The following is a 20,430-nucleotide window of genomic DNA, read 5'->3' on the forward strand; positions in this document are numbered from 1 at the left end:
CGAAATCGCCTCGGCTGCTTCATCACTGGTCACAGGGCCCTCCTCCGTGCTCGCGCTGGTGGGCGGCCAGGGGCACCCGAAACTCCCACTCCGTACCGAAGCCAACTCCCCCGGCCTCCTCCGTCAGCAACACCGCGGTTCCCCCCAATGTCTCGATGCGACCGACGATGGATCGCGAAACCCCCATGCGCCCCTCGGCTTCCGCCTCTTCCAATCGTCCCGGCGCGATTCCGACGCCGTCATCGCGCACACTGACGATCAGCTCATCGCCGGTATCCTCCAGCAGCACATAAGCTTTGGCATCCCGCCCGGCATGCAGCGCGACGTTGGACAGCGCATTCGCCACCGCCGCCGCAATCTCCCTCGCCATCCACCGCCCGACCCGCACCGGCTCACCCGGCGTCGAAACGAAGACCGACGGCGTCGCATGCACGGTAAGCAGCGGCCGCAGGTCGACATCCGCACCACCGGTGTCACCGTGCCGGCCCTGTTCGGAGAGCAAAACCCGCAGCGCCACTTCCTGTTCCGCCGCCCGCTGCGCCAATTCGTCGGTGGCGCCGCCGATCTCGTTGCCGCGCCGCTTGATATAGCTGAGCACCTGCAGCACACCGTCATGCACCTCACGAGCCAGGCGCTCCCGCTCCTGGGCCGCCGCGGTCAATCGAACGGCCCGTTCCAGCTGCCCCTGCGCCCGACGCGCGGTATCGGCCGCGAGTCCGAGGGCCAGCCCGATGGAGACGAGCACCGGCGCGGTCGCATCGGCCCACACATCTTGACCCCACTGCTCGCGCACCGTCACGATCACCGCCGCTATCAGCAGTCCGGAGAGCACACCGGCGAGCGGCCCACGCAGAATCGCGGCGGACACAACGGCATTGGCGACCCATAGCGTGGTCGGCAGTGTCTGATGCTCGTGATACCAGCCGTAATCGGCGACCAACCGCGTCGTGGCGATCAGCGCGATCACCACCGCGTGATCCCCGATCACCACCCACGACCGCACCCGCGCCACGTCGGGAAAATGCCACTGCGACAACATGAATGCCGAAGCACCCGACCATACCGCCATCACCGCGATCAGTACCCAGCTCAGCTGTTGATTCCGGTAGTGCTGCACCGCGGCGATCTGCTGACCGACCGCATAGAGCAGCGTGACCAGCCGCAATGCCTGCACCGCACGCCACAGTGGCGCGGTCGCCGCATCGGCCGCGCTCAGCTCGGCTGCTTTGAGTTCAGTCGGCCCCGGCCGAGTCATCCGACCGGTCCTTTCGGATCATCTCTCTGGTCAGGGTCGCATCCACATCGAACCGGCCGGGCTCAGGTTCATCCGGCTCCACCGCGAATCGACCCCCGTCGCCGGTATGCAGTTCCTCGAAAGCCTCCTCCGGACTTTCCGAAAGCAACGACCGAATCGCGGTATTCATTACCGCGACGAACGGCACCGCCAACAGACCGCCCGCGATGCCGCCGAGCACAATGCCCGCGGCTATGGCCAGCACCACCGCGAGCGGGTGGATGCTCACCGCCCGCCCGAGCAGCAATGGTTGCAGCACATGGCTTTCCAGCTGCATCACCGCGATGATGATGCCGAGCACGATCACCGCGGTCACCCAGCCCTTGGTCACCAATGCGATGAATACCGCGATGGTCCCCGCGAGGAACGCACCGACAATCGGGATGAACGCGCTGATGAATACCAGCGATGCCAACGGCAATGCCAGCGGCACCCCGAGAATGGCCAGCCCGGCACCGATACCGATGGCGTCGACGAGCGCCACCACCACGGTCGCGCGGACGAATCCGACCAGTGTACCGAAGCCGAGTTGCCCTGCGGTGCGCACTTTTTCCCGATGCGGGGTCGGCACGATCCTGGTCACGAAGTGCCAGATCTGGTCGCCGCCGTACAGGAAGAAAATGAGAATGAACAGGGTCAGGAACGCGCCGGTGAGAACGTGCCCGATCACCGTCGCGGTGGTCAATGCCCCGCTGGTGAGACTGTCCTGATTCTCCCTGATCGTCTTGACGATCGTATCGCCCGCACTGCGGATCTGCTCATCGCTCAGATGCGGCGGACCGTTGATCAGCCAGTCCTGGATTTGGTGAATGCTGTGGGTGATTTCGTCGGACAGCTGCGGCACGCCCTCGATGAACTGCTCGACGACGAAGGTCATGATCCCCGCGACCACCCCGAGTGATCCGACCAGCGCGACGAAAACCCCCACCGACCTCGGCAACCCCAGTCGCTGCAGCCAATCCACCAGCGGCGCCAGCAATGCGGCGGCCAGCAGGCCGATGGCGAGCGGAATCACCACCGTCGCCAATTTCTGCACCACCATCGAGAACGCGATCAGTGCGGCGAACATCACCAGCAGCCGCCACGCCCACTCGGCGGAAACCCGGACGAACGGGTGTACAGAATCAGCAGCCGACCGCGCAGCAGTGGCTTTCCCGAGAGCACTTACCTTCTGGTCGGTCACCTCCGCGAGCCTAATGGCCGCAGAGCGCCGCGAACATGCTCGATCGAGCTGAACGCTAGATTGGTCATCGTGTCAGCGCCCCTGGAAGCGGTCAAACAGACCATGCGAACGCGCTGGCCGCTGTACCTGACATCGATGCTGTTGGCCAATGCCTTCGGCGCGGTCCTGGTGTGGGCGTTCATCCAATATGGGCTCCCGGTTCCCGAGGGTGAGGCGGCCGGTGCGCGACGCACCGGCTTGCTGATTCCCGGTCTGGTTTTCACCACCGGTGGTTTGCTGAGCCTGGCCGCTTCGGCGCTCATGCTGCGTCCGGTGATGCGATGGCAGATGCGTGGTGGGCCGCCGAGCCACCAAGAACAGATGGCCGCACTGCACGCACCGCTGCGCCAGGCTTTCCTGCATCTGGTGCTGTGGCTGGTCGGCGGCGCCATTCTTGCGGCGACCATCATCGTGGACGCGCCGGAGCTGGCGGGGGCGGTCATCGTCACCGAATGTATGGCCGCGACGATCGTCTTCGGTTTCACCTATATGCTCGGCGAGCGGATTCTGCGCCCGGTCGCCGCACAGGCCCTCACCGAGGGCTCGTTCGACCACACGCTGACCCCAGGCGTCGGCACCAGGATGGGGATGACCTGGGGTATGGGCACCTTCGCGCCCACCATCGCCATCGTGCTGCTGTGCGTCACCCAGATCTCCTCGGATGTGAAGTTCTCCGCGCAGTCGCTGGCCATTTCGATTCTGCTGCTGTGCGGCGTGGTGATCATGCAGGCGCTGGCGCTGTCGATGCTGACCGGGTCCAGCATCTCCGACCCGATCCGCCAGCTCAGCCAGGCCATCGACCGGGTGCAGGAGGGCGCCCGCGACGTGCAGGTGGAGGTGTTCGACGGCAGCGAGATCGGACTGCTGCAGGTCGGCTTCAACCGCATGATGGAAGAGGCCGCCAAGCGCCGCCAGCTGCAGGAACTCTTCGGCCAGCATGTCGGCGAGGAGGTGGCGCAGCGGGCACTCGACTACGGGACCGAACTCGGCGGCGAGACCCGATTCGTTGCCGTGTTGTTCGTCGATATGGTCGGCTCCACCGCAACCGCCGCGGAGCGACCGCCGACCGAGGTGGTCAGCCTGCTCAACGAGTTCTTCCGGATCGTGGTCGACGTCATCGATCGACACCACGGCTTCGTCAATAAGTTCGTCGGCGATGCCGCGCTGGCGATTTTCGGCGCACCGCTGGACCGCCCGGACGCGCCGACCGCGGCCCTGGCCGCCGCCCGCGAACTGCGCGAAGCCCTGCGCGAGGTGCCCGGACTCGATATCGGTATCGGAGTCTCGGCGGGCCTGGCTGTCGCCGGAAATATCGGCGCCGCAAACCGTTTCGAATACACCGTGATCGGCGATCCGGTGAACGAGGCGTCACGCCTGACCGAACTCGCCAAGGATCAACCCGGCCGCGTGCTCGCCTCGGGCAGCGCGCTGTATTTCGCCGACGAAAGTGAGCAGGACTTTTGGCTGACGGGCGAGGAAGTCCAGCTGCGCGGGCGACGCCGAAAGACCAGGTTGGCCTGGCCGAAGGATGGGGCCACGGTGCGAGCTGGATTTTTCGAGCGACCCGCAAGCAGTCACTAGCGGTCGGGACCGGAGGAGGCAGCGTGCGTAACCACCGAAGGCCGCGCCAATTAATACTGGCTCCGCAGGTCGATGCATACCGCGGCACAGCTGGGTCGTTAGGCTGACCGGGTGACGGGCAACGGGGAACTAGCCGGCGATCCTGCGCCGCAGCCGTCCGACGACCCCGATAGATCGCCGAAACGTGGTCGCCGGAGCAAATTCTGGTGGCTCAAATGGGTCGCAGGCATCGCCCTGCTGGCATTGTTGATCGGCGAGGGCTACTACCTCTGGCCACGGTTGCACGATTCCTGGAATAAGCTCACCGAAATTCACTGGGGCTGGGTCGCGGCCTGTATCTGGATGCAGGCACTGTCGATGAGCGGATTCAGCCGGGTTCAGAAACAACTGCTGCATGCCGGCGGCGTCGAGGTGCGTCAGCACAAATCCGTCGCCGTGGTGTACGGCGCCACCGCCATGTCGGTGACGCTGCCTGCCGGACAGGTGTTCTCCACCGCCTTCACCTACCGCCAAACCCGCCGATGGGGTGCGAATCCGATCGTCGCCTCCTGGCAGTTGGTGATGTCCGGGGTGATCGCGACCGCTGGACTCGCACTGCTCGGTGTCGGTGGTGCGCTGCTGGTCGGCGACCAGGTCGGGCCGTTCAAACTCATATTGTCGTTGGCCGGTGTGGTCGCGCTGGTGTGGGCGGGCAACCACCTTTCGAAGAATCGCGGCGCGCTGGAGGCCGTGCTGCGCCGCGGTCTCGCACTGCTCAACCGGATCCGCAAACGCCCCGTCAAGCAGGGCATGAACAAGATCGCCGATATGCTCTCGCAGCTGGAGTCGGTGGATCTCGGCAAGCGCGACGGAGCCATGGTCGCGGGGTGGGCTCTGGTGCACCGCTTCGCCGATGTGGCCAGTCTGGGAGCCGCTTGCTACGCGGTCGGTGCTGATCCGAAGCTGGCCGGGCTGCTGATCGCCTTCACCGCGGGTAAGGCCGTCGGCTCGATCCCGTTCGCGCCCGGCGGCATCGTCTACGTCGACGCGACGCTCATCTACGGCCTCACCGCCGGTGCGGCCCTGCCCGCCTCCCAGGCCGTCGCCGCCGCCTTCGTCTACCGCCTGGTGAGCTTCGTCCTGGTCGCGATCATCGGCTGGATCGTCATGGCCTTCCTCTTCCGCACCCCGCAGGCCGACGATGCCGAATTCGAGAAGGAATTCGAACAGCGCCGGTTGTGACATGGCCCCTTGGTGTCTCGAGTCCGAGCCGTCGAGACTCGCGCCTTCGTCGCATGCGCTTCGATAACTCGAATGCGAGACAGACCGCCAACGGTCACTCGTACGGCTCGCTCCGCTGTGGTCGAGTAGGCGCCCTCGTGTCCCAGCGACGGATGCGGACAGTACTACGCTGGCCGCGTGAGAAAACTGGTGCCGTTGGTGGTGGACGCACTGCTGGTGATCCTGTTCTGCGCGATCGGGCGGCGCAGCCATGAGGAGGCGGTACTCACCGGACTGCTGAAGACGGTGTGGCCGTTCGCGATCGGACTCGCGGTCGGTTGGGTCGTCGCGGTGGTCGTGGCCAGCCGGGTAAAGGAGCAGGCTGCGCAATTCGACGGAACCACCGTGTGGTCGACCGGAGTTCTGGTCTGGCTCGGCACACTCTGCGGCGGCATGGTGCTGCGCGTGATCAGCGGTCAGGGCACGGCATTCAGTTTCATCATGGTCGCGGCATGTGTGCTCGCCCTGTTCCTGCTCGGCTGGCGCGCGGCCGTGCGGGCCATCAATTGATCACGGTTCCGGATGGGCCAGCGATTGGAACAACCTGGCTGCCATCCGCGCGGTCGCATCGCCGCTGTCGGCGTCGTTGATGTGGATCGCCAGCGCCAGATCCCCCGCATTCGCGATGAGCCATGCGTCATTGCCCGCGGTGGCCATGAATCCGATGACATCGCGGTACGGCCGCAGTGGCGCGAATTCCGGTCGGGCCGCGCCGTCGCGCAACATCGCACGCAGCCGCTCGGTGAGTTGGGGAGACATCTCGGGGACCTGCGCGTCCGTGGTACTCGGGTGTCCGGCCTCGATCATCGGCGGCGGCACCTGCCCGCGCGCGATGGCGGCCGCTGCGATCGCCATGCCGAATGGGCTGGCCAGCACCGCATCCGTACCACCGCCCTGGCGTACCTGCTCGGCACTGCGCCCCGCGACCGCGACCCGGCCGGTCACCTCGTCCAATCCCGGCACCTTGTAATCGACGCCGACGCCCAGATTCGGCGCGGCTTCGGCCGCATCCTGCACCGAGACGTCCTGCGGTGCCTTGTTCTTCGATACCGCGGCGACATTGCGGAATAGATCGATATTGGTGCCGACCGGATAGAGCCCGGTGAACGCTACCGGACCGTGCTCGCTGGCCTGGGTATTCTGCGCGACCGCCACGACCGAACCGCTGGAGGGCTGGATCGCCACGATCGAGGCGGGCGTCGCGACGCTCACCACCGCGTCCTCGGCGGCGCGCTGCAGGCGCTGATCCATGGTGGCCGCGATATCCGGGCCGGGCGGTCCCTGGTAACCGGCGATCTGGCCGACGAAACGTCCGTCCTGTTCGAAAATCTGCACACCCCAACCGGAGTGCTGGTCCTGGCTGTCCTGCCATACCTTCTGTAGCGCGTCCAACATCGGCGACCAGGTCCTGCGGTCGGCGGAGATCAGCCGCGGCTGCTTTTCCATGACCACGCCGGGCACCCGAGCCAACGCCGATTCCAGAATCGCGAAATCGGGTTCGCGCAGAGTGACCGCGGTGATCGGCTTGCCCTGCGCGGTGGATAGCTGCTGCATCAGCGACGGTCCGGTGATCAGCGGCGCGACCGGTTCGATGGCCTTGGCCAGCGCATTGGTCGAGGCCACCGGATCGGTCGTTTTGGCGGGATCGAGTTTGATCACGTTGATGACCTGCTCGGTCATCAACGCGTCGCCGACGATGTCCTTGACCCGCGGCGGCGGGGTCGGCGTGGTGCGCACGAGCCGGACCGTGCGGTTGTGGTCGAGTTGCGGCATGACGACGGCGGGATCCCAGGAGATGCGCCAGCCGATCGCCAACTTCCGCACATTGCCCTGCAGGCTGTATTTCCAGGTCTTGTTCTCGCCGAAGTTCCAGGCGACATCCATGCTGAACAGGCCCGCCTCGCGGTCCAGGTCGATGAATTGGGTTTTCTGGTAGTCGACCTTGCCCGGCTGCAATCCGGCGAACATTTGTTTCAGCGTTGCGGACGCGGCCGTGGGATAAGAGGTGAGCTCCGAGGCCTTGGCGTAGTTCTGCTCATCGAGCAGTTGGGTGAAGCGATCGACGACATACTCGGCTTCATTGCGCTTCGCATCCGAACCACACGCACCGATTGCGATAGCCAGCGCCACCACCCCCGAGAGTGCGATTGCGCCCCGGACGCGACGGCGGCGGGATCCCCACACATCCATGTCGCCCACTCTTTACTCTTGTCACTCCAGTAACAAGACCACCGTACCTGAAATTAGCTGCCCACCGTGCCGCGCCGGACGGAGGCTACCCATGCTCAGTATCTCCGATCGTGCCCGAAACCCGCGCTTCGGTAGGTCGATCATGGACGTTCTCCGGTCCCGTTGCGACATCCGGCGCCGCAACCGTACCGGTCGGAACACGAACTTGTCAGAAAACGGCCCTCGTCGGCGTTTCGGCGTACCGCATCCGTGTTTCGATCGCGCAGGGCCTCGTTCACCAGCACACACCTTTATCTGGCGTACCCGCACGCCCGTTGACCGAAACCGTTCGCACAGAGCGGAACCACGACTGCGTCTTGCGACGTAATCTTGTAATCAATGAAATATAGGCACCACAGTAAGTAGGTGAATCCCAATGAGGCATGAGCATCGCGGACGGGGCTTCGGGCGACCGGGCGGCTGGCAGCAAGCCGATCTACCGGATCCCGCGGACGCTCCGGACTGGTTCGCTGGACGATTGCCGAGCGACTGGTTCGCCGGGCCGCCCATCATCGAAATCGACCGGGACGAGATCGTGGTTATCGGTGAGCTCCCGGCCCCGGTATCGGAAAAATCGGAAAAAGACGCCCCCGCCGAGGAGGTCCCCGCCGCGACGAAAGAGGGCGCCGTCGCCCGCTTCCGCGAGACCACCAGGCCGGCCCGTATGCAGATCGCGAACGAGGCCCAGCGCCGCTACGGACGCAGTGTCGCCTGGGGCGTCTCGGTGGACGGCGAACGAATAATGTTCACCCACTTGGCGGTTCCGGTAATGACGCGGTTGCGGCAGCCGGAGCGCAAGGTGCTCGACACGCTCGTCGATTCCGGTGTGGCGCGCTCGCGCGCGGATGCGCTGGCGTGGACGGTCAAGTTGGCGGGCAAGCATGCCGAGGCCTGGCTCGAGGAGTTGCGCACCGCCATGCGGAAGGTGGACGACCTGCGATCGGAAGGTCCGCAGGGGCTCTGAACACGCGAGCTAGGGTCTAAGCCATGTCGACACCTGGCCCGATCCTGGTTCTCAACGGCCCGAACCTCAATATGCTCGGCACCCGCCAGCCGGAGGTCTACGGGTCGGCCACGCTCGACGATGTCGTCGCATTGTGCCGACAGACCGCCGCCCGGTACGGCCGCGAGATCGACGCGTTCCAGTCGAATTCCGAAGGAGCGCTCATCGATCGGATCCACCGGGCGCGCGGCGTCGAATCGGGCATTGTCATCAATCCCGGTGGGCTCACGCACACTTCGGTCGCGCTGCGTGATGCGCTGGTGATTCCGGAACTCCCGGTCGTGGAGGTGCACATCAGCAATGTGCATGCGCGCGAGGAGTTCCGGCATCACTCCTACATCTCCCCCATCGCCACCGCGGTGGTGGCCGGGATGGGGATTCACGGCTATGCCGCGGCCATCGAATTCCTTATCCACCGCTAACGACTGCTCGCGGGTCGCTCGAAAGGATCGGATCGGCTTGTCGCATCAGGCGAGTCGGAAGACCGGGAAGCCCGGGGCAATCTCGGCCAGCTCGGCGTCGGTGGCGTCCTTGGTGACACCCTCGAAGAATTTGCCGACCTCCCAGCCCCACTTCTGCAGGTAGAGGCGCAGCAGCGGCACCTTGTCGGCATCAGCCACTTCGGTCGCGGTGAATGCCTCGACCTTGCGACCCAGCCGCAGTTCACCATTGCCCGCGACACGCAGGTTCCGCACCCACTGGGTATGGCCGCGCGGCGCGACCAGGTAGCGCGTGCCATCGGCATCGGTCATCAAATTGACCATGGTGGTGCGCCACTCGCCACTCTTACGTCCGCGCACAGCCAACAGCCGCGACCCCATAACGCTGATACCGAGGCGAGGCAGCCAGTTGGCAATCTTGTTCATGATCGGGTCCATGCCGGCGGGGCCGAGGTAGCGGGTGCTGGCGTTCATTTCCTACTCCTTTGTGAGCACTGCTCTCTGTTGAGATCAGTGTTCCACGCCGACTCACTTCACGTCAAGAGCACTGCTCTCTATTCTTTTTGACACCCACTAACGCCTGCTCACAACCTGTGATGTCGCGATCAATCGACGCGGCCGCTCGCGAGCCGATCTCGTCCCGCCCGGATGCCGAACGCTGGGAGGTCTACACCGTGCTGGCCTACCGCGAAATCTTCCGCACCGCACCGCACCGCCGGGTCTTGGCCCACAAACCGCCGATTCCGCCAGGACGGCGGAAATCACCGCGCAACGTGCGCCCTTCGGAACCACCACCGAGAATGTGGGGATGACATCCGCGCCCCGGGTGGTGCTCGCCCCGGACAAATTCAAGGGCTCGCTGACCGCACCCGAGGTCGCGGCCGCCTTGGCCGCAGGCATCACGTGCGCCCGTCCGGATGCGGAGATCCGGCAGGTGCCGGTCGCCGACGGCGGTGAAGGAACCGTCGACTCATTCGTGGCCGCGGGCTGGGAACGGATCGAGGTCGATGCGCCCGGGCCGACCGGCGTAGCGGACACCGCCCCCTATGCGGTGCACGGAACCACGGCCGTGATCGAATTGGCGGCAGCGGTCGGACTGACGAAACTTCCAGGGGGACAACCCGATCCGCTCGGAGCGCACACCTATGGGCTTGGTGTCGTCATCGCCCATGCGCTGGATCGAGGGGTAACCGATATCGTCCTGGGCTTGGGCGGCAGCGCCTCCACCGACGGTGGGGCGGGCATGCTGCAGGCGCTCGGCGCGCGAATCCTCGATGTCGACGGCACTGAATTATCCACAGGCGGAGCGACTTTGGCGCGTGCCGCGCGATTGGACCGCACCGGATTGCATCCGCGGATCGCGACGGCGAACTTCACCCTGGCCTGCGATGTCGACAACCCGCTGCTCGGCACGACCGGCGCGGTCGCGATGTATGCGCCGCAGAAGGGTGCGACGCCGTCGGACCTATCGATTCTCGAAGCAGCACTGACGAATTGGGCCGCCGTAGTCGCACCGGAATTCACGCAGACCCCCGGCGCGGGCGCGGCGGGCGGCACCGGATTCGGCGCGCTAGCGGTGCTCGGCGCGCAGGTTCGCAGCGGCATCGAGGTCGTGCTCGATCTCCTTGATTTCCCGAGACTTCTCGACGGAGCCACCCTGGTCGTCACCGGCGAGGGGGCCCTCGATACCCAGAGCCTGTACGGCAAGGCCCCGGTCGGCGTCTGCGAGGTCGCGCGCAAGGCGGGCGTCCCGGTGGTGGCGGCTGTCGGCCGAACGCAGTTGACGCTCGAGGAGATACGGACGGCGGGCTTCACCGCCTGCTACGCGCTGGCCGATCTGGAGCCCGACCCCGCCCGCTCCATCGCCGATGCGGCACGGTTGCTCATTCATATCGGGGAGCGAATAGCTACCGACAACCTGCGAAATTGACCTGCGCGAGCACTCGGCCTCGCGCCCAACTACATCGGGTTTCGGCCACGCACGTTCTCGCCCAGGAATTCGTGCGCGGCGCGGGCAATGGTTCGCGCCGCTGTCCCTCGGCATCAGCCCGCCGCGGCGAGCAGATTGCCGAGCAACTCGTCGCGGTGCTTATCGCCCCAGGCTTCGAGCGGGCGCAGGGCGATTTCGAGTTCTTCGCCGAGCGGCGTGAGCGAGTATTCGACGCGCGGAGGGACTTCGGGGAAAACCTCGCGGTGCACCACGCCGCTGGCCTCCAGATGACGCAGATTCTCCGCGAGCACCTTCTCGCTGACGCCGGTGAGCAGCTTGCGGATCCGACCGAAACGCTGCGGACCCGCAGCGAGCACCCACATCAGGTGCAGTTTCCATTTGCCGCCGACGACGTCGATCGCCACCGACATGCCGCATACATCGTGATCCGCGTCACTACTCATGCCCACCGCACTCCTTCTGAGCTGAATTCGAACCTCGAGGTAAGCAACCACACCTGAACGTTCGGTCTTCCCCACGCTACCTGCGACAACGACCATGGGTATCTGACCGCAGCGACAGTTCGCAGGTCGCTCGAAAGGGTCAGTCGACCAGCAATCGCAACGAGAATCGAAGGGACACAACATGTCCGAGCAGACCACCGCTGGCTCCGTTTCCATCGTCGGCCTGGGTCCGATGGGCCGGGCCATGGTCCGGGCCTTCCTGGATGCCGGTATCGAGGTGACGGTCTGGAATCGCAGCACCGAAAAGGTCGACGCGATGGTCGAACTCGGCGCGAAGCGAGCCGCCACGGTCGCCGAGGCGCTGGACGCGAATGCGGTGACCGTGCTCAGCCTCACCCACTACGCCGCCATGTACGACGTATTGGGCCAGGCCACCGACCATTTGCCGGACAAGGTGATCGTGAATCTGTCCTCGGATTCACCGGAGAAGGCACGCAAGGGTGCCGAGTGGGTGCGCTCGCACGGTGCGGAATTCATTTCCGGCGGCGTCATGTCCGCGGGCGACAATATCGCCCATCCGGCCTCGTTCATCTTCTACAGCGGTCCGAAAGAGGTCTTCGACGCGCACGCCGAACTTCTGCGTCCGCTGAGTCCACAGGAATACCTCGGTGTGGATGACGGTCTCGCCCAGATCTTCTACCAGGCCGGTTTGATCATTTTCCATCCCTGGATGCTCGCCTTCGATCAGGCGCTCGCGGTGATCGAGAAGTCCGGTCACAGCATCGATCAGTTCGTGCCCTTCGCGCTGCGTGCGGCCGGCGCGTACCCGTATTTCATCGAGGATTTCGCAGCTGCCGCGAAGGTGGGCGGCTGGGGCACGCTGGCCAGTCTGAAGATGATGGATGCCGGGGCGCAGCACATCATCGATGCCAGTGAGGAGGTCGGCGTCGACGCGACCCTGTCGCACGCGGTACAGGGCCTGTGGCGGCGCGCGATCGCGGCCAGTGAGGAGGCGGGCCAGCCGGTTCCGGTGTATCAGTTGTTCGCCAAGCGGTAAGTCTCAGTCCCCTGCGGCACGCGCCGAATCGACGGAGCCGAGGCGCGGGAATGGGATGGTCGAGAAGATCACCTCCACCGCGACCTCGAAATACGCCGCGATCCGCAATGCGAGATGCAGGCTCGGGCTGTATTCGCCGCGTTCGAGGTAACCGATCGTCTGATAATGCACGCCGAGCGCTTCGGCAAGCTCCCGCCGGGAGATACCGCGCTCGGCCCGCAACATGGCGATGCGGTTGTAAATGACCTCAGTAGGCACGCTGTATCGCCTTCTCGCGGCGCGCCGCCACGTTCGACCCGGACTCGCGACGTGCCATCCTACGCAGCACGATCGGTGCGAGCAGCAGCCCGGCCACCGCCCAGACACCGAGCACGGCAACCGTTTCCCAATGCCGCCAGGAATGGCCGAGTTCGATGGCGACCGCATCGCCCGGCAGCATCGCCGAGCGCATGCCGAGCCCGACCCAGTAGACCGGAAATACCTGCGCGATGCCCTGCAGCCAGCCCGGCATCGAGGTGATCGGGTAGAAAATGCCGGAGATCGCGACGATGCCCATGATCGGCAGCGAGAGGAAGCCGATATTGCGCGGGTTGCTGAACAGTGATCCGAGCACCGCACCGGCCGGCATCGTCGCGAGCATGCCGAGTGCGACGACGCCGATCAGGCCCAGCCAGGAACCGACGCTGCCCATTGCCGTGCCGTCGACCAGGAACAGCCCCGGAATCAGCACGATCACGAAAGGGATGATCACCCAGCCCGCGGTCGTGACGATCTTGCCGATCAGATAGCCGACCATGCCGTTCGGAGTCGCCTTGGCGCGCAACAGGGTTCCGTCTTCGCGTTCCAGGGTCAGCATCTGGGCAATGCCGAACATGCCGTTGAAGGCGACGAGCATGCCGAGAATGCTCGGCAGAGCCAGCGAACCGAGGGCGAAGCCACTCGTCTCGAAGGTCGCATCGCGCATGAAGAACAGCACGACGACCATGACGACCGGCCAGAAGAGCATCCCCCACAGATCCTGCACATTGGTGAGCGATTGCCGTATTTCGATCAGACCGCGCCGGGCTCCGGCCCGCACGGCGGCATCGATCGGATTCATCGCGCGACCTCCTCCAGTGAATGGACCTCGGTTTCGAGGCGACCGGACTCGTATTGCCGCACCAGCGCCATATACGTGTCCTCCAGTGAAGCGCGGCGCACTTCGAGCTCGCCGATCTCGTCGCCGTGCTGCTTGAACAGTTCGTAGACGAACTCGGTCGACTCGGCGGTGGTGTGCACGAACCGTTGTCCATCGTGGGTCCAACGGATTTCGGCCTCGCCCGCGATACGGCGCGACAGTTCGTCGGCCGAGCCGTCGGCGATGATTCGCCCACCCGCCAGGATCATGATCCGGTCGGCGAGCTTCTCGGCCTCGTCGAGATCGTGGGTGGTGAGCAGGATGGTGGTCCGGTCGTCGGCGAGGTGATGGACCAGATCATGGAATTCGCGGCGGGCCTGTGGGTCGAAGCCCGCGGTCGGTTCGTCGAGGAACAGCAGTTCGGGGCGGCCGACGATGCCGATCGCGACATCCATGCGACGACGTTGCCCGCCCGAAAGCGATCCGATCTTGCTGTTCGCCTGCTCGGTGAGTCCGACGGCGGCAATGAGTTCGTCTGTGTCCCAGGGCCTGCGGATCCTATCCGTGCCGTACGGCGCGTAATAGGAGCCTAGGTGTGAAAGTAGCTCGTGCACACGCCATTTGGCGTGGTCGCGCCACGATTGCAGGACGACGCCCAGTCGCGCCCGCCAGGCTTCGTTGCCGTGCGCCGGATCCACGCCGAGTACCTCGACGCGCCCTGCGGAACGCATGCGGAAACCTTCCAGAATTTCGATGGTGGTGGTTTTGCCCGCACCATTCGGGCCGAGGAGCACCAGCACTTCGCCCGGCCGGGCTTGAAACGTCACGTCGTGCAGGACGTCGGTCGTGCCGTAGCGCATCCGCAATTTCTCGACGTCGAGCGCGACGCCGTCACCCAAGGTCATCTCATCCTCCCGTTGTGAGATCGGGATGACTCATAGCATATCTACTACATCTCGCCATGACAATGCTATTTCTTGGCTGCACCCTCGTTGACATGCATCCAAATGGCTGCCTAAGGTAGAAATACGCAGCCGGGCGGCTGCATATATCGAAGAAGGTGATATGGACGAGGTGTTCCGAGCGCTGGCCGATCCGAGCCGCAGAAGACTGCTCGACAGCCTCAACGCGCGCAACGGCCAGACCCTGCGCGAACTGTGCGCCGAACTGGATATGGCCCGTCAATCGGTGAGCAAGCACCTCGCGATCCTGGAGGCCGCCAACTTGATCACCACGTGCCGTAGCGGCCGCGAAAAACTGCACTACCTCAATGCCGAGCCCATCAACGCCATCGCCGAGCGGTGGATCACCCGCTACCACCGCGCCCGCGTCCACACGCTGGCCGACCTCAAACATGCATTGGAGGCAAAAACCGTGAGCGAGAACGCATTCGTCTACACCACCTACATCAAGACGACGCCGGAGCGGCTCTGGCAGGCCCTGACCGACCCGGCCTTCACCAACCGCTACTGGGGCGCCAGCTTCGACACCGATTGGCGGCCCGGCTCGGAAATGGTGTGGCACCAACGCGATTGGACCAGCAAGGACCCGGAACAGGTTGTCCTGGAGTCGGATCCGTACACCCGGCTCTCCTACAGTTGGCACACCTTCGACCCCGCCTTCGCCACCACCTTCGACATGAACCCGGAAGACGTGGCGGCCTGGGCCCGCGAGCCCCGCTCGAAGGTCACCTTCGAACTCGAACCCGAGGGCGAAACCGTGAAACTGACCGTCATCCACGACGGCTTCGAACCCGGCAGTGCCGTCCTGGCCGGAATCAGCGGCGGTTGGCCGAGCATCTTGTCGAGCCTCAAGACCTTGCTGGAGACCGGCGAAGCCCTGCCGTCACCGCTGGCGTAGCTCTAGTTGGATCGCTGAAATGCCCGAACACCGCCGGGGACTCAGCGTGATTGTCGCCTGAGGCGCACCTACCTGAGGGACCTGCGGAGCTCATCACCATGTCTACCGCAACGGTGCCTGCTCGGCGTGGTCGATGGTGACCTGACCGGTGCGCAAATAGGTCATCACGGCGTCGTCGACGGCGGTGTTGCCGCGCCCGAATGCGCCGTGGTCGCCGCCCTCGACCGTGATCAGTGATCCGCCGAGCGCCGATGCCATGGCCGGTCCGCCCGCGTAGGCGGTCAGCGCATCCCAGCGGCTCTGCAGCAGCAGGGGCCGGGTGTGCAAACCCATTCCGGTGATCGGGACCGGCTTGGTCACCGGTTTCCAACTGCCGCATGCGGTTCCGGAGCGAACCAGATCGGCGCGGGCGTCCATGGCATTGCCGCCGGTGGCGATGGTGGCGATGGCCGAGCCGATCAGTTCGGAACGGCCGGGCACATTGTTCTCATTGCAGGTGATGGCGGAGAAGACGAAGCGGCCGGTGGGATCGGTGCTGGTCGCGCCCTCGATGGCGAGCAGCTGGCGGACATTCTTCGGATCGATATTGGCCTCGGCCATCGCCCTGGCGAAGATCGGCCAGAAGGTGCGGGTGTAGGTGGCAACCGCGGTCGCACCGACCAGCGGCACCTGTGCCGACCCGCCGCCGGTGACCAGCAGGCGCACCAGATTCTGCACCTTGCCCGCCTGTTCCACACTGTCGTTGAAACCATCGCGGGCGATTTCGGCGAACGGTTCGGGCAGCGCGCCGGGCAGGTCGGCGACGCTCGCGGGTGGCGGAGTCAGGTTGGCGTACCAGCCGCCGCCTTGGTCGGCGACCAGCCGCACCCAGTTCTGGTAAACCTGCAGCGCGGTATCACCGAGTCCGTAGTCGCCGTTGTGTTCGGCGATCCAGGCGAACAGATCGTCGAGGCGCTGCTTGCCCGCGACCTGCTGTTGCGCGAATTCCTCGGTCCACACCCAATCGGGATTGACGTTGGAGTCCAACACCATTCGATCCACCCGGCTCGGGAACAACGACGCGTACACCGCGCCGAGATAGGTGCCGTAGGAGGTCCCGAGATAACTGATCCGATCCACACCGAGCGCGGCGCGCACCTCATCCAGATCGCGCGCGGTGCTCTCGGTGGTGATGGTGTCTAGGTAGCCGGGCTGCGCCGCATCGCAGGCCTTCTCGAGAACGTCGCGATTACCGCCGCCCAGCGACACTTTCTCGCCCTCAGCGGATTTCGATGCCGCACTCGGCGTTCGAGAATCGCATTGCAGCGGCGTGGCCCAGCGCAGTCCGCGCGGCTGCACCGCGACCCGGTCGTAATGCTCGTTGAGCTCGGCGGGCATCGCATCGATCCGACGGGCCCAGTAGTCGAGGGCATCCGCGCCGGGTCCGCCCGGGTTCGCGACGATGACGCCGCGACGCTCCCCTGCCGCGGCGATCCGGCTGACGGTGAGTTCGATGCGCGCACCTCGAGGGTCGGCGTAATTCATCGGGACTGAGACCACCGCGCACTGCACACCACGCCCCTCGGTCACCGACGCGTCCGGGCAGGCGCCGAAGGATGCCGCGGGTGCGGCCTCGGCCCAACCCGTCACGATCGAGCCGCTGATCAGGCTCGCGGTCGCGAGCGTGACAAGTGCTCGCGGAAAACCTGGCGTCCTCGTCATTTTTCGTACCTCCGCCGGGCCCATCGCGGTATTCGACGCGACCATGAGCATTCTGGTCAGCCGGGGACGCGCGGACAAGTCGAGGCGCGATTGGTATTGCGGTGCACAACGATCCGCGCCCACCGGAGTAGCGTCGAGCCATGTCGACTGAGGTCCGCAATAACTACGCGCTGGAACGCTTCGAGATCTACGTCGACGGTGCCATCGCTGGCTACGCCGAATATCAGGACACCGGCGCCGAACGCGCCTTCGTCAATACCGAAATCGACCAGAGGCACGAAGGCCGGGGATGCGGCCGGGTGCTGGTGCACGCGGCATTGAACGACTCACGTCAGGAGGGTTTCGGCATTCTGCCGATGTGCCCGATGGTGCGTCACGTCGTCGAGTCGCGGCCGGAGTACATCGCGATGGTTCCGCAGTGGGCGCGCGAGAAGCTCGGCCTGCCGCTGTAGGTCAGTACGCGGCGACGGCTCCGTCGAGCGCCTGCTGTAGGTCGGTGCGTACCAGTCGGGCTATTTCCGCGGGTTTGGTCGGCAACTCGGTGATCGGCGCCCCGAAATAGAAGCTGGCCGCCTTGGCCTCCTCCTTGGTGACCGGCACGCTCGCATCGAGTCGCGGCCCATAGCTCAAACCCATGCTGACCAGAACCGGCTTCGCCCCCAGCTTCATCGCGCGGAATGCGATGTGCCCGATCCCGCTGCCTACCGGCTGCACCTCGGTGTGGTCGACCTCGTTGCAGGTGCCCTCCGGGAAAACCGCGATGCCGTCACCGTCGGCCAGCCGCTGCGCGCAGATATCCATCATCCGCTGCCCCGCCGCATTCACTGCCCGCAGGCCGTGGTCCTTACCGCGGAATACCGGGATCCCGCCCATCATGTCGATCTTGCGGCGCTGATCGGGCTCGAGGAAGAGCTCGTCTTTGGCCAGCACCCGGACTCGCCCGATCACCGAACGCAATTCGCTGCGCCAGGCCGCGGCGGCAACGGTGTACGGGTCGGATTCGGAGAGGTGATTGAGCGCGACAAGCAATGGCCTGCCCTGGCGAATCACCTGGTGCAGCAGCTTTCGTGCACCGTCGGCGTAGGTGACGCGCGGATGGTATCGACGCCCGAGAATGGCGTAGGCACCCCAAGCCGTGAGCCTGTTCTGCCGGTGGTCTCGATAGAAGTCGTACACAGTTTCAGCGTTGTCGAGCAGGACCTCGGGCCGTTCCATGGCCATACCCTAACCGGTCTGTTTTCGGCGTGTCGGGGTCCCATTCGCGCTCGGCTCGGGAATCCGCCACGCCGCTTGACCGACGAACCGCCCGCGCCAGTGCGATGATGTCGGAGTGGCACGCGGAGATGACCCGGACGATCGGAAGACTCGCGGCGGACACGGTGACCGCAGGCGACGCGACTTCCGGCAGGGCGAGCAGGTGGTTCGCGCAGGCACCCTGTTGGTGTCGGCGACTGAACTGGTCGAGCCGACCTTCCGGCGCACCGTCGTATACATCATCGAACACAACGAGGCAGGCAGCCTCGGCGTCGTACTCAACCGCCCGAGCGATACCGCGGTGCACGACGTGCTTCCGCGCTGGTCCGAGGCGGCCGCACCGCCGCGCACGCTCTTCATCGGCGGACCGGTCAAGCGGGACGCAGCGCTGTGTCTCGGCACCATCAGGGTCGGCGCGTCGATCACGGGCGTTCGTGGACTGCGTCGCATCGATGGCCGCGTGGTGCTCGTCGATCTCGACGCGGACCCGGACCAGATCACCCCGCGGATCGAGGGACTGCGGATCTTCGCGGGCTATGCGGGCTGGACTTTCGGCCAACTCGAAGGCGAACTGCAGAACAACGATTGGATCGTGCTGTCGGCGTTGCCCTCGGATCCGATCAGCACCGGCCGCCCCGACCTGTGGGCCCACGTACTCCGCCGCCAGCCACTGCCCCTATCCCTGCTCGCCACGCACCCGATCGAACTAGAACGCAATTGACGTGTCGGCGCGCATTGAACCTTTTAGCCCTCCTGACTCGTGGGATGAGCGGGAGGTGACTAATGCCCGACGAACAAGCCGAGCTCATGCGGGTTCTGTATCAGGAACATGCTTCGGTGCTATGGCGGTACACGCTCGGTTTGGTCCGCGATCCAGGTCGGGCCGAGGACATCGTGCAAGAGACGTTGTTGCGGGCGTGGCAGCGCCCGAACGTGCTCGATCAATCGACGACATCGGCACGGGCGTGGCTGTTCACGGTCGCGCGCAATCTCGCCGTGGATGAGCACCGTAGCGCCCGCAATCGGCGCGAATTCCGCACCGACAATCCGCCGGAACAGGCCGCACCGGATCAGTCCGATCGAGCCCTGGACGGCTGGCTGGTCGCGGACGCGTTGAGCAGACTCAGCGGCGACCATCGCGAGGTGATCGTGCGTGCCTACTATCGAGGCCTTTCCACCCACCAGATCGCCGAGGAACTAGCTATCCCGGCGGGCACGGTGAAATCTCGCATGCACTACGGCATGCGGGCGCTACGGCTGGCATTACAGGAGATGGGGGTGACGAATCAATGACGGACATCGCCGACGACTACTCGACGTGGGATGCACCGTACATTCTCGGCTCCCTGTCCCGCGCCGAACGGCGGGAGTACGAAGAGCATCTGGCGGGCTGCCCGGTTTGCCGGGCGGCGGTAGCCGATCTCGCCGGACTCCCGGGTCTGCTCTCCATGGTCGATCCCGACACCGCGTTCGCCATGATCGAGCCGCCGGAAAAGACTGCGGGCGAGGCGGATCCCCCCGCTCAGCTGCTGCCCCGACTCGCGGACGCGGCCGAGAGGCGCAGGCGGCGTAGTCGGTGGGCGACCGTAGGTGCCGCGATCGCGGGGGCCGCCGCGGCGGTGGCCATCGCGGTTCCGGTGGTCACCGCGGTCACCGCGGTGGATAGGCCGAGCCCCGAGCAGGTTGTGGCCGAACGCAGTATGGAACCGATCACACCGAATCCGGTGACCGCGAGTTTCAAGGTCCTCCAGGCCGATGGCAAGACCCGGATCGTGATGACCTGCAGCTATGGGCCGAGCGACCAGAAGTACGACTGGGACCTCGACCTGTACGTCATCGGCACCGACGGCAGCCAGGCCAAACTCGACCGGTGGCCCGCCGGACCCGGCACCGAGCTGACGATCGACCGGACCATCGCCAAGACGCCGGATCAGATCCAGGCGGTGCAGATCCGCAAGGCGTCGACGGGCGAGACGCTGCTGTCCGGCACGGTCTGACCTGCCTCGATCCCCCGCCGA

The 20,430-nt window shown here is 65.4% G+C and carries 22 protein-coding genes and 1 pseudogene; 13 read left to right on the forward strand and 10 right to left on the reverse strand.

Annotated features, from left to right (window positions below; genetic code table 11):
* Positions 1–22: 22 nt before the first annotated feature.
* Positions 23–1,255, reverse strand: a complete 1,233-nt coding sequence (gene macS / locus ACIBG0_RS09125; RefSeq protein ID WP_397030768.1) for a MacS family sensor histidine kinase — start codon at positions 1,253–1,255, stop codon at positions 23–25.
* The gene (locus ACIBG0_RS09130) at positions 1,233–2,477 is read right to left on the reverse strand and encodes an AI-2E family transporter (protein WP_397030770.1); all 1,245 of its coding nucleotides are present in this window, start codon (positions 2,475–2,477) and stop codon (positions 1,233–1,235) included. The genes macS and ACIBG0_RS09130 overlap by 23 nt, the downstream gene beginning before the upstream one ends.
* A gap of 102 nt (positions 2,478–2,579) precedes the next feature.
* On the opposite strand from ACIBG0_RS09130, the gene ACIBG0_RS09135 reads away from it, so the two are divergent.
* The 3 genes from ACIBG0_RS09135 (at position 2,580) to ACIBG0_RS09145 (ending at position 5,867) form a co-directional block, all read left to right on the forward strand.
* The gene (locus tag ACIBG0_RS09135) at positions 2,580–4,097 is read left to right on the forward strand and encodes an adenylate/guanylate cyclase domain-containing protein (protein ID WP_397031215.1); all 1,518 of its coding nucleotides are present in this window, start codon (positions 2,580–2,582) and stop codon (positions 4,095–4,097) included.
* A gap of 111 nt (positions 4,098–4,208) precedes the next feature.
* Positions 4,209–5,318, forward strand: a complete 1,110-nt coding sequence (locus ACIBG0_RS09140; RefSeq protein WP_397030772.1) for a YbhN family protein — start codon at positions 4,209–4,211, stop codon at positions 5,316–5,318.
* A gap of 177 nt (positions 5,319–5,495) precedes the next feature.
* On the forward strand, positions 5,496–5,867 hold the full coding sequence (locus ACIBG0_RS09145; protein WP_397030773.1) for a DUF3054 domain-containing protein: 372 nt from the start codon (positions 5,496–5,498) through the stop codon (positions 5,865–5,867).
* Here ACIBG0_RS09145 and ACIBG0_RS09150 read toward each other — a convergent pair whose 3' ends face one another.
* A complete protein-coding gene (locus ACIBG0_RS09150; protein ID WP_397030774.1) occupies positions 5,868–7,547 on the reverse strand; it encodes an NTF2-like N-terminal transpeptidase domain-containing protein in 1,680 nt (559 codons plus the stop codon).
* A gap of 415 nt (positions 7,548–7,962) precedes the next feature.
* On the opposite strand from ACIBG0_RS09150, the gene ACIBG0_RS09155 reads away from it, so the two are divergent.
* A complete protein-coding gene (locus ACIBG0_RS09155) occupies positions 7,963–8,550 on the forward strand; it encodes a hypothetical protein (protein WP_397030775.1) in 588 nt (195 codons plus the stop codon).
* Positions 8,551–8,573: 23 nt separating this feature from the next.
* The gene (gene aroQ / locus ACIBG0_RS09160; protein WP_397030777.1) at positions 8,574–9,011 is read left to right on the forward strand and encodes a type II 3-dehydroquinate dehydratase; all 438 of its coding nucleotides are present in this window, start codon (positions 8,574–8,576) and stop codon (positions 9,009–9,011) included.
* Positions 9,012–9,056: 45 nt separating this feature from the next.
* Here aroQ and ACIBG0_RS09165 read toward each other — a convergent pair whose 3' ends face one another.
* Positions 9,057–9,503 carry a nitroreductase family deazaflavin-dependent oxidoreductase gene (locus tag ACIBG0_RS09165; protein WP_397030779.1) on the reverse strand — a complete coding sequence of 149 codons (447 nt, stop codon included), beginning with the start codon at positions 9,501–9,503 and terminating at the stop codon, positions 9,057–9,059.
* 122 nt (positions 9,504–9,625) lie between these two features.
* Between ACIBG0_RS09165 and ACIBG0_RS09170 the strand changes: the two genes are divergently transcribed.
* Entirely contained in the window at positions 9,626–9,841 is a 216-nt protein-coding gene (locus tag ACIBG0_RS09170; protein ID WP_397030781.1) for a hypothetical protein, read from the forward strand.
* Complete coding sequence (locus ACIBG0_RS09175; protein WP_397030783.1) at positions 9,838–10,959, forward strand: glycerate kinase; 1,122 nt, start codon at positions 9,838–9,840, stop codon at positions 10,957–10,959. The genes ACIBG0_RS09170 and ACIBG0_RS09175 overlap by 4 nt, the downstream gene beginning before the upstream one ends.
* A gap of 113 nt (positions 10,960–11,072) precedes the next feature.
* Here the strand turns inward: ACIBG0_RS09175 and ACIBG0_RS09180 are convergent, their stop codons facing one another.
* The gene (locus ACIBG0_RS09180) at positions 11,073–11,423 is read right to left on the reverse strand and encodes a helix-turn-helix domain-containing protein (RefSeq protein ID WP_063045767.1); all 351 of its coding nucleotides are present in this window, start codon (positions 11,421–11,423) and stop codon (positions 11,073–11,075) included.
* A 139-nt stretch (positions 11,424–11,562) separates the two neighbouring features.
* On the opposite strand from ACIBG0_RS09180, the pseudogene ACIBG0_RS09185 reads away from it, so the two are divergent.
* Positions 11,563–12,480 (forward strand): annotated as a pseudogene (locus ACIBG0_RS09185) (NAD(P)-dependent oxidoreductase); the annotation flags it as partial.
* A 3-nt stretch (positions 12,481–12,483) separates the two neighbouring features.
* On the opposite strand, the gene ACIBG0_RS09190 reads toward ACIBG0_RS09185, so the two are convergent.
* From ACIBG0_RS09190 to ACIBG0_RS09200, 3 genes are read right to left on the reverse strand one after another with little or no spacing between them, the layout of a single operon-like run.
* Positions 12,484–12,738, reverse strand: coding sequence for a helix-turn-helix transcriptional regulator (locus tag ACIBG0_RS09190; protein ID WP_397030786.1), 255 nt, complete (start codon positions 12,736–12,738; stop codon positions 12,484–12,486).
* Positions 12,728–13,579: an ABC transporter permease gene (locus ACIBG0_RS09195; RefSeq protein ID WP_397030788.1), complete on the reverse strand. Its 852-nt coding sequence runs from the start codon at positions 13,577–13,579 to the stop codon at positions 12,728–12,730. Before ACIBG0_RS09195 ends, ACIBG0_RS09190 begins: the two co-directional genes overlap by 11 nt.
* Positions 13,576–14,502: an ABC transporter ATP-binding protein gene (locus ACIBG0_RS09200; RefSeq protein ID WP_397030790.1), complete on the reverse strand. Its 927-nt coding sequence runs from the start codon at positions 14,500–14,502 to the stop codon at positions 13,576–13,578. Before ACIBG0_RS09200 ends, ACIBG0_RS09195 begins: the two co-directional genes overlap by 4 nt.
* 160 nt (positions 14,503–14,662) lie before the next feature.
* On the opposite strand from ACIBG0_RS09200, the gene ACIBG0_RS09205 reads away from it, so the two are divergent.
* A complete protein-coding gene (locus ACIBG0_RS09205) occupies positions 14,663–15,457 on the forward strand; it encodes an ArsR/SmtB family transcription factor (RefSeq protein WP_397030792.1) in 795 nt (264 codons plus the stop codon).
* Between the two features lie 102 nt (positions 15,458–15,559).
* Here ACIBG0_RS09205 and ACIBG0_RS09210 read toward each other — a convergent pair whose 3' ends face one another.
* Entirely contained in the window at positions 15,560–17,158 is a 1,599-nt protein-coding gene (locus ACIBG0_RS09210) for an alpha/beta hydrolase (RefSeq protein WP_397030794.1), read from the reverse strand.
* 140 nt (positions 17,159–17,298) lie between these two features.
* Between ACIBG0_RS09210 and ACIBG0_RS09215 the strand changes: the two genes are divergently transcribed.
* Positions 17,299–17,610: a GNAT family N-acetyltransferase gene (locus tag ACIBG0_RS09215; protein WP_397030796.1), complete on the forward strand. Its 312-nt coding sequence runs from the start codon at positions 17,299–17,301 to the stop codon at positions 17,608–17,610.
* Between the two features lies 1 nt (position 17,611).
* On the opposite strand, the gene ACIBG0_RS09220 is transcribed toward ACIBG0_RS09215, so the two are convergent.
* Positions 17,612–18,373, reverse strand: coding sequence for a lysophospholipid acyltransferase family protein (locus ACIBG0_RS09220; protein ID WP_397030798.1), 762 nt, complete (start codon positions 18,371–18,373; stop codon positions 17,612–17,614).
* Between the two features lie 115 nt (positions 18,374–18,488).
* Between ACIBG0_RS09220 and ACIBG0_RS09225 the strand changes: the two genes are divergently transcribed.
* The 3 genes from ACIBG0_RS09225 to ACIBG0_RS09235 all read left to right on the forward strand — a co-directional run bounded on the left by ACIBG0_RS09225 (position 18,489) and on the right by ACIBG0_RS09235 (position 20,409).
* Positions 18,489–19,133 carry a YqgE/AlgH family protein gene (locus ACIBG0_RS09225; RefSeq protein WP_397030799.1) on the forward strand — a complete coding sequence of 215 codons (645 nt, stop codon included), beginning with the start codon at positions 18,489–18,491 and terminating at the stop codon, positions 19,131–19,133.
* Between the two features lie 62 nt (positions 19,134–19,195).
* Complete coding sequence (locus tag ACIBG0_RS09230) at positions 19,196–19,705, forward strand: sigma-70 family RNA polymerase sigma factor (protein ID WP_397030801.1); 510 nt, start codon at positions 19,196–19,198, stop codon at positions 19,703–19,705.
* On the forward strand, positions 19,702–20,409 hold the full coding sequence (locus tag ACIBG0_RS09235) for an anti-sigma factor family protein (protein ID WP_397030803.1): 708 nt from the start codon (positions 19,702–19,704) through the stop codon (positions 20,407–20,409). Before ACIBG0_RS09230 ends, ACIBG0_RS09235 begins: the two co-directional genes overlap by 4 nt.
* Positions 20,410–20,430: the final 21 nt, after the last annotated feature.

It is taken from the genome of Nocardia sp. NPDC050630 (assembly GCF_044457245.1).
Classification (GTDB): domain Bacteria; phylum Actinomycetota; class Actinomycetes; order Mycobacteriales; family Mycobacteriaceae; genus Nocardia.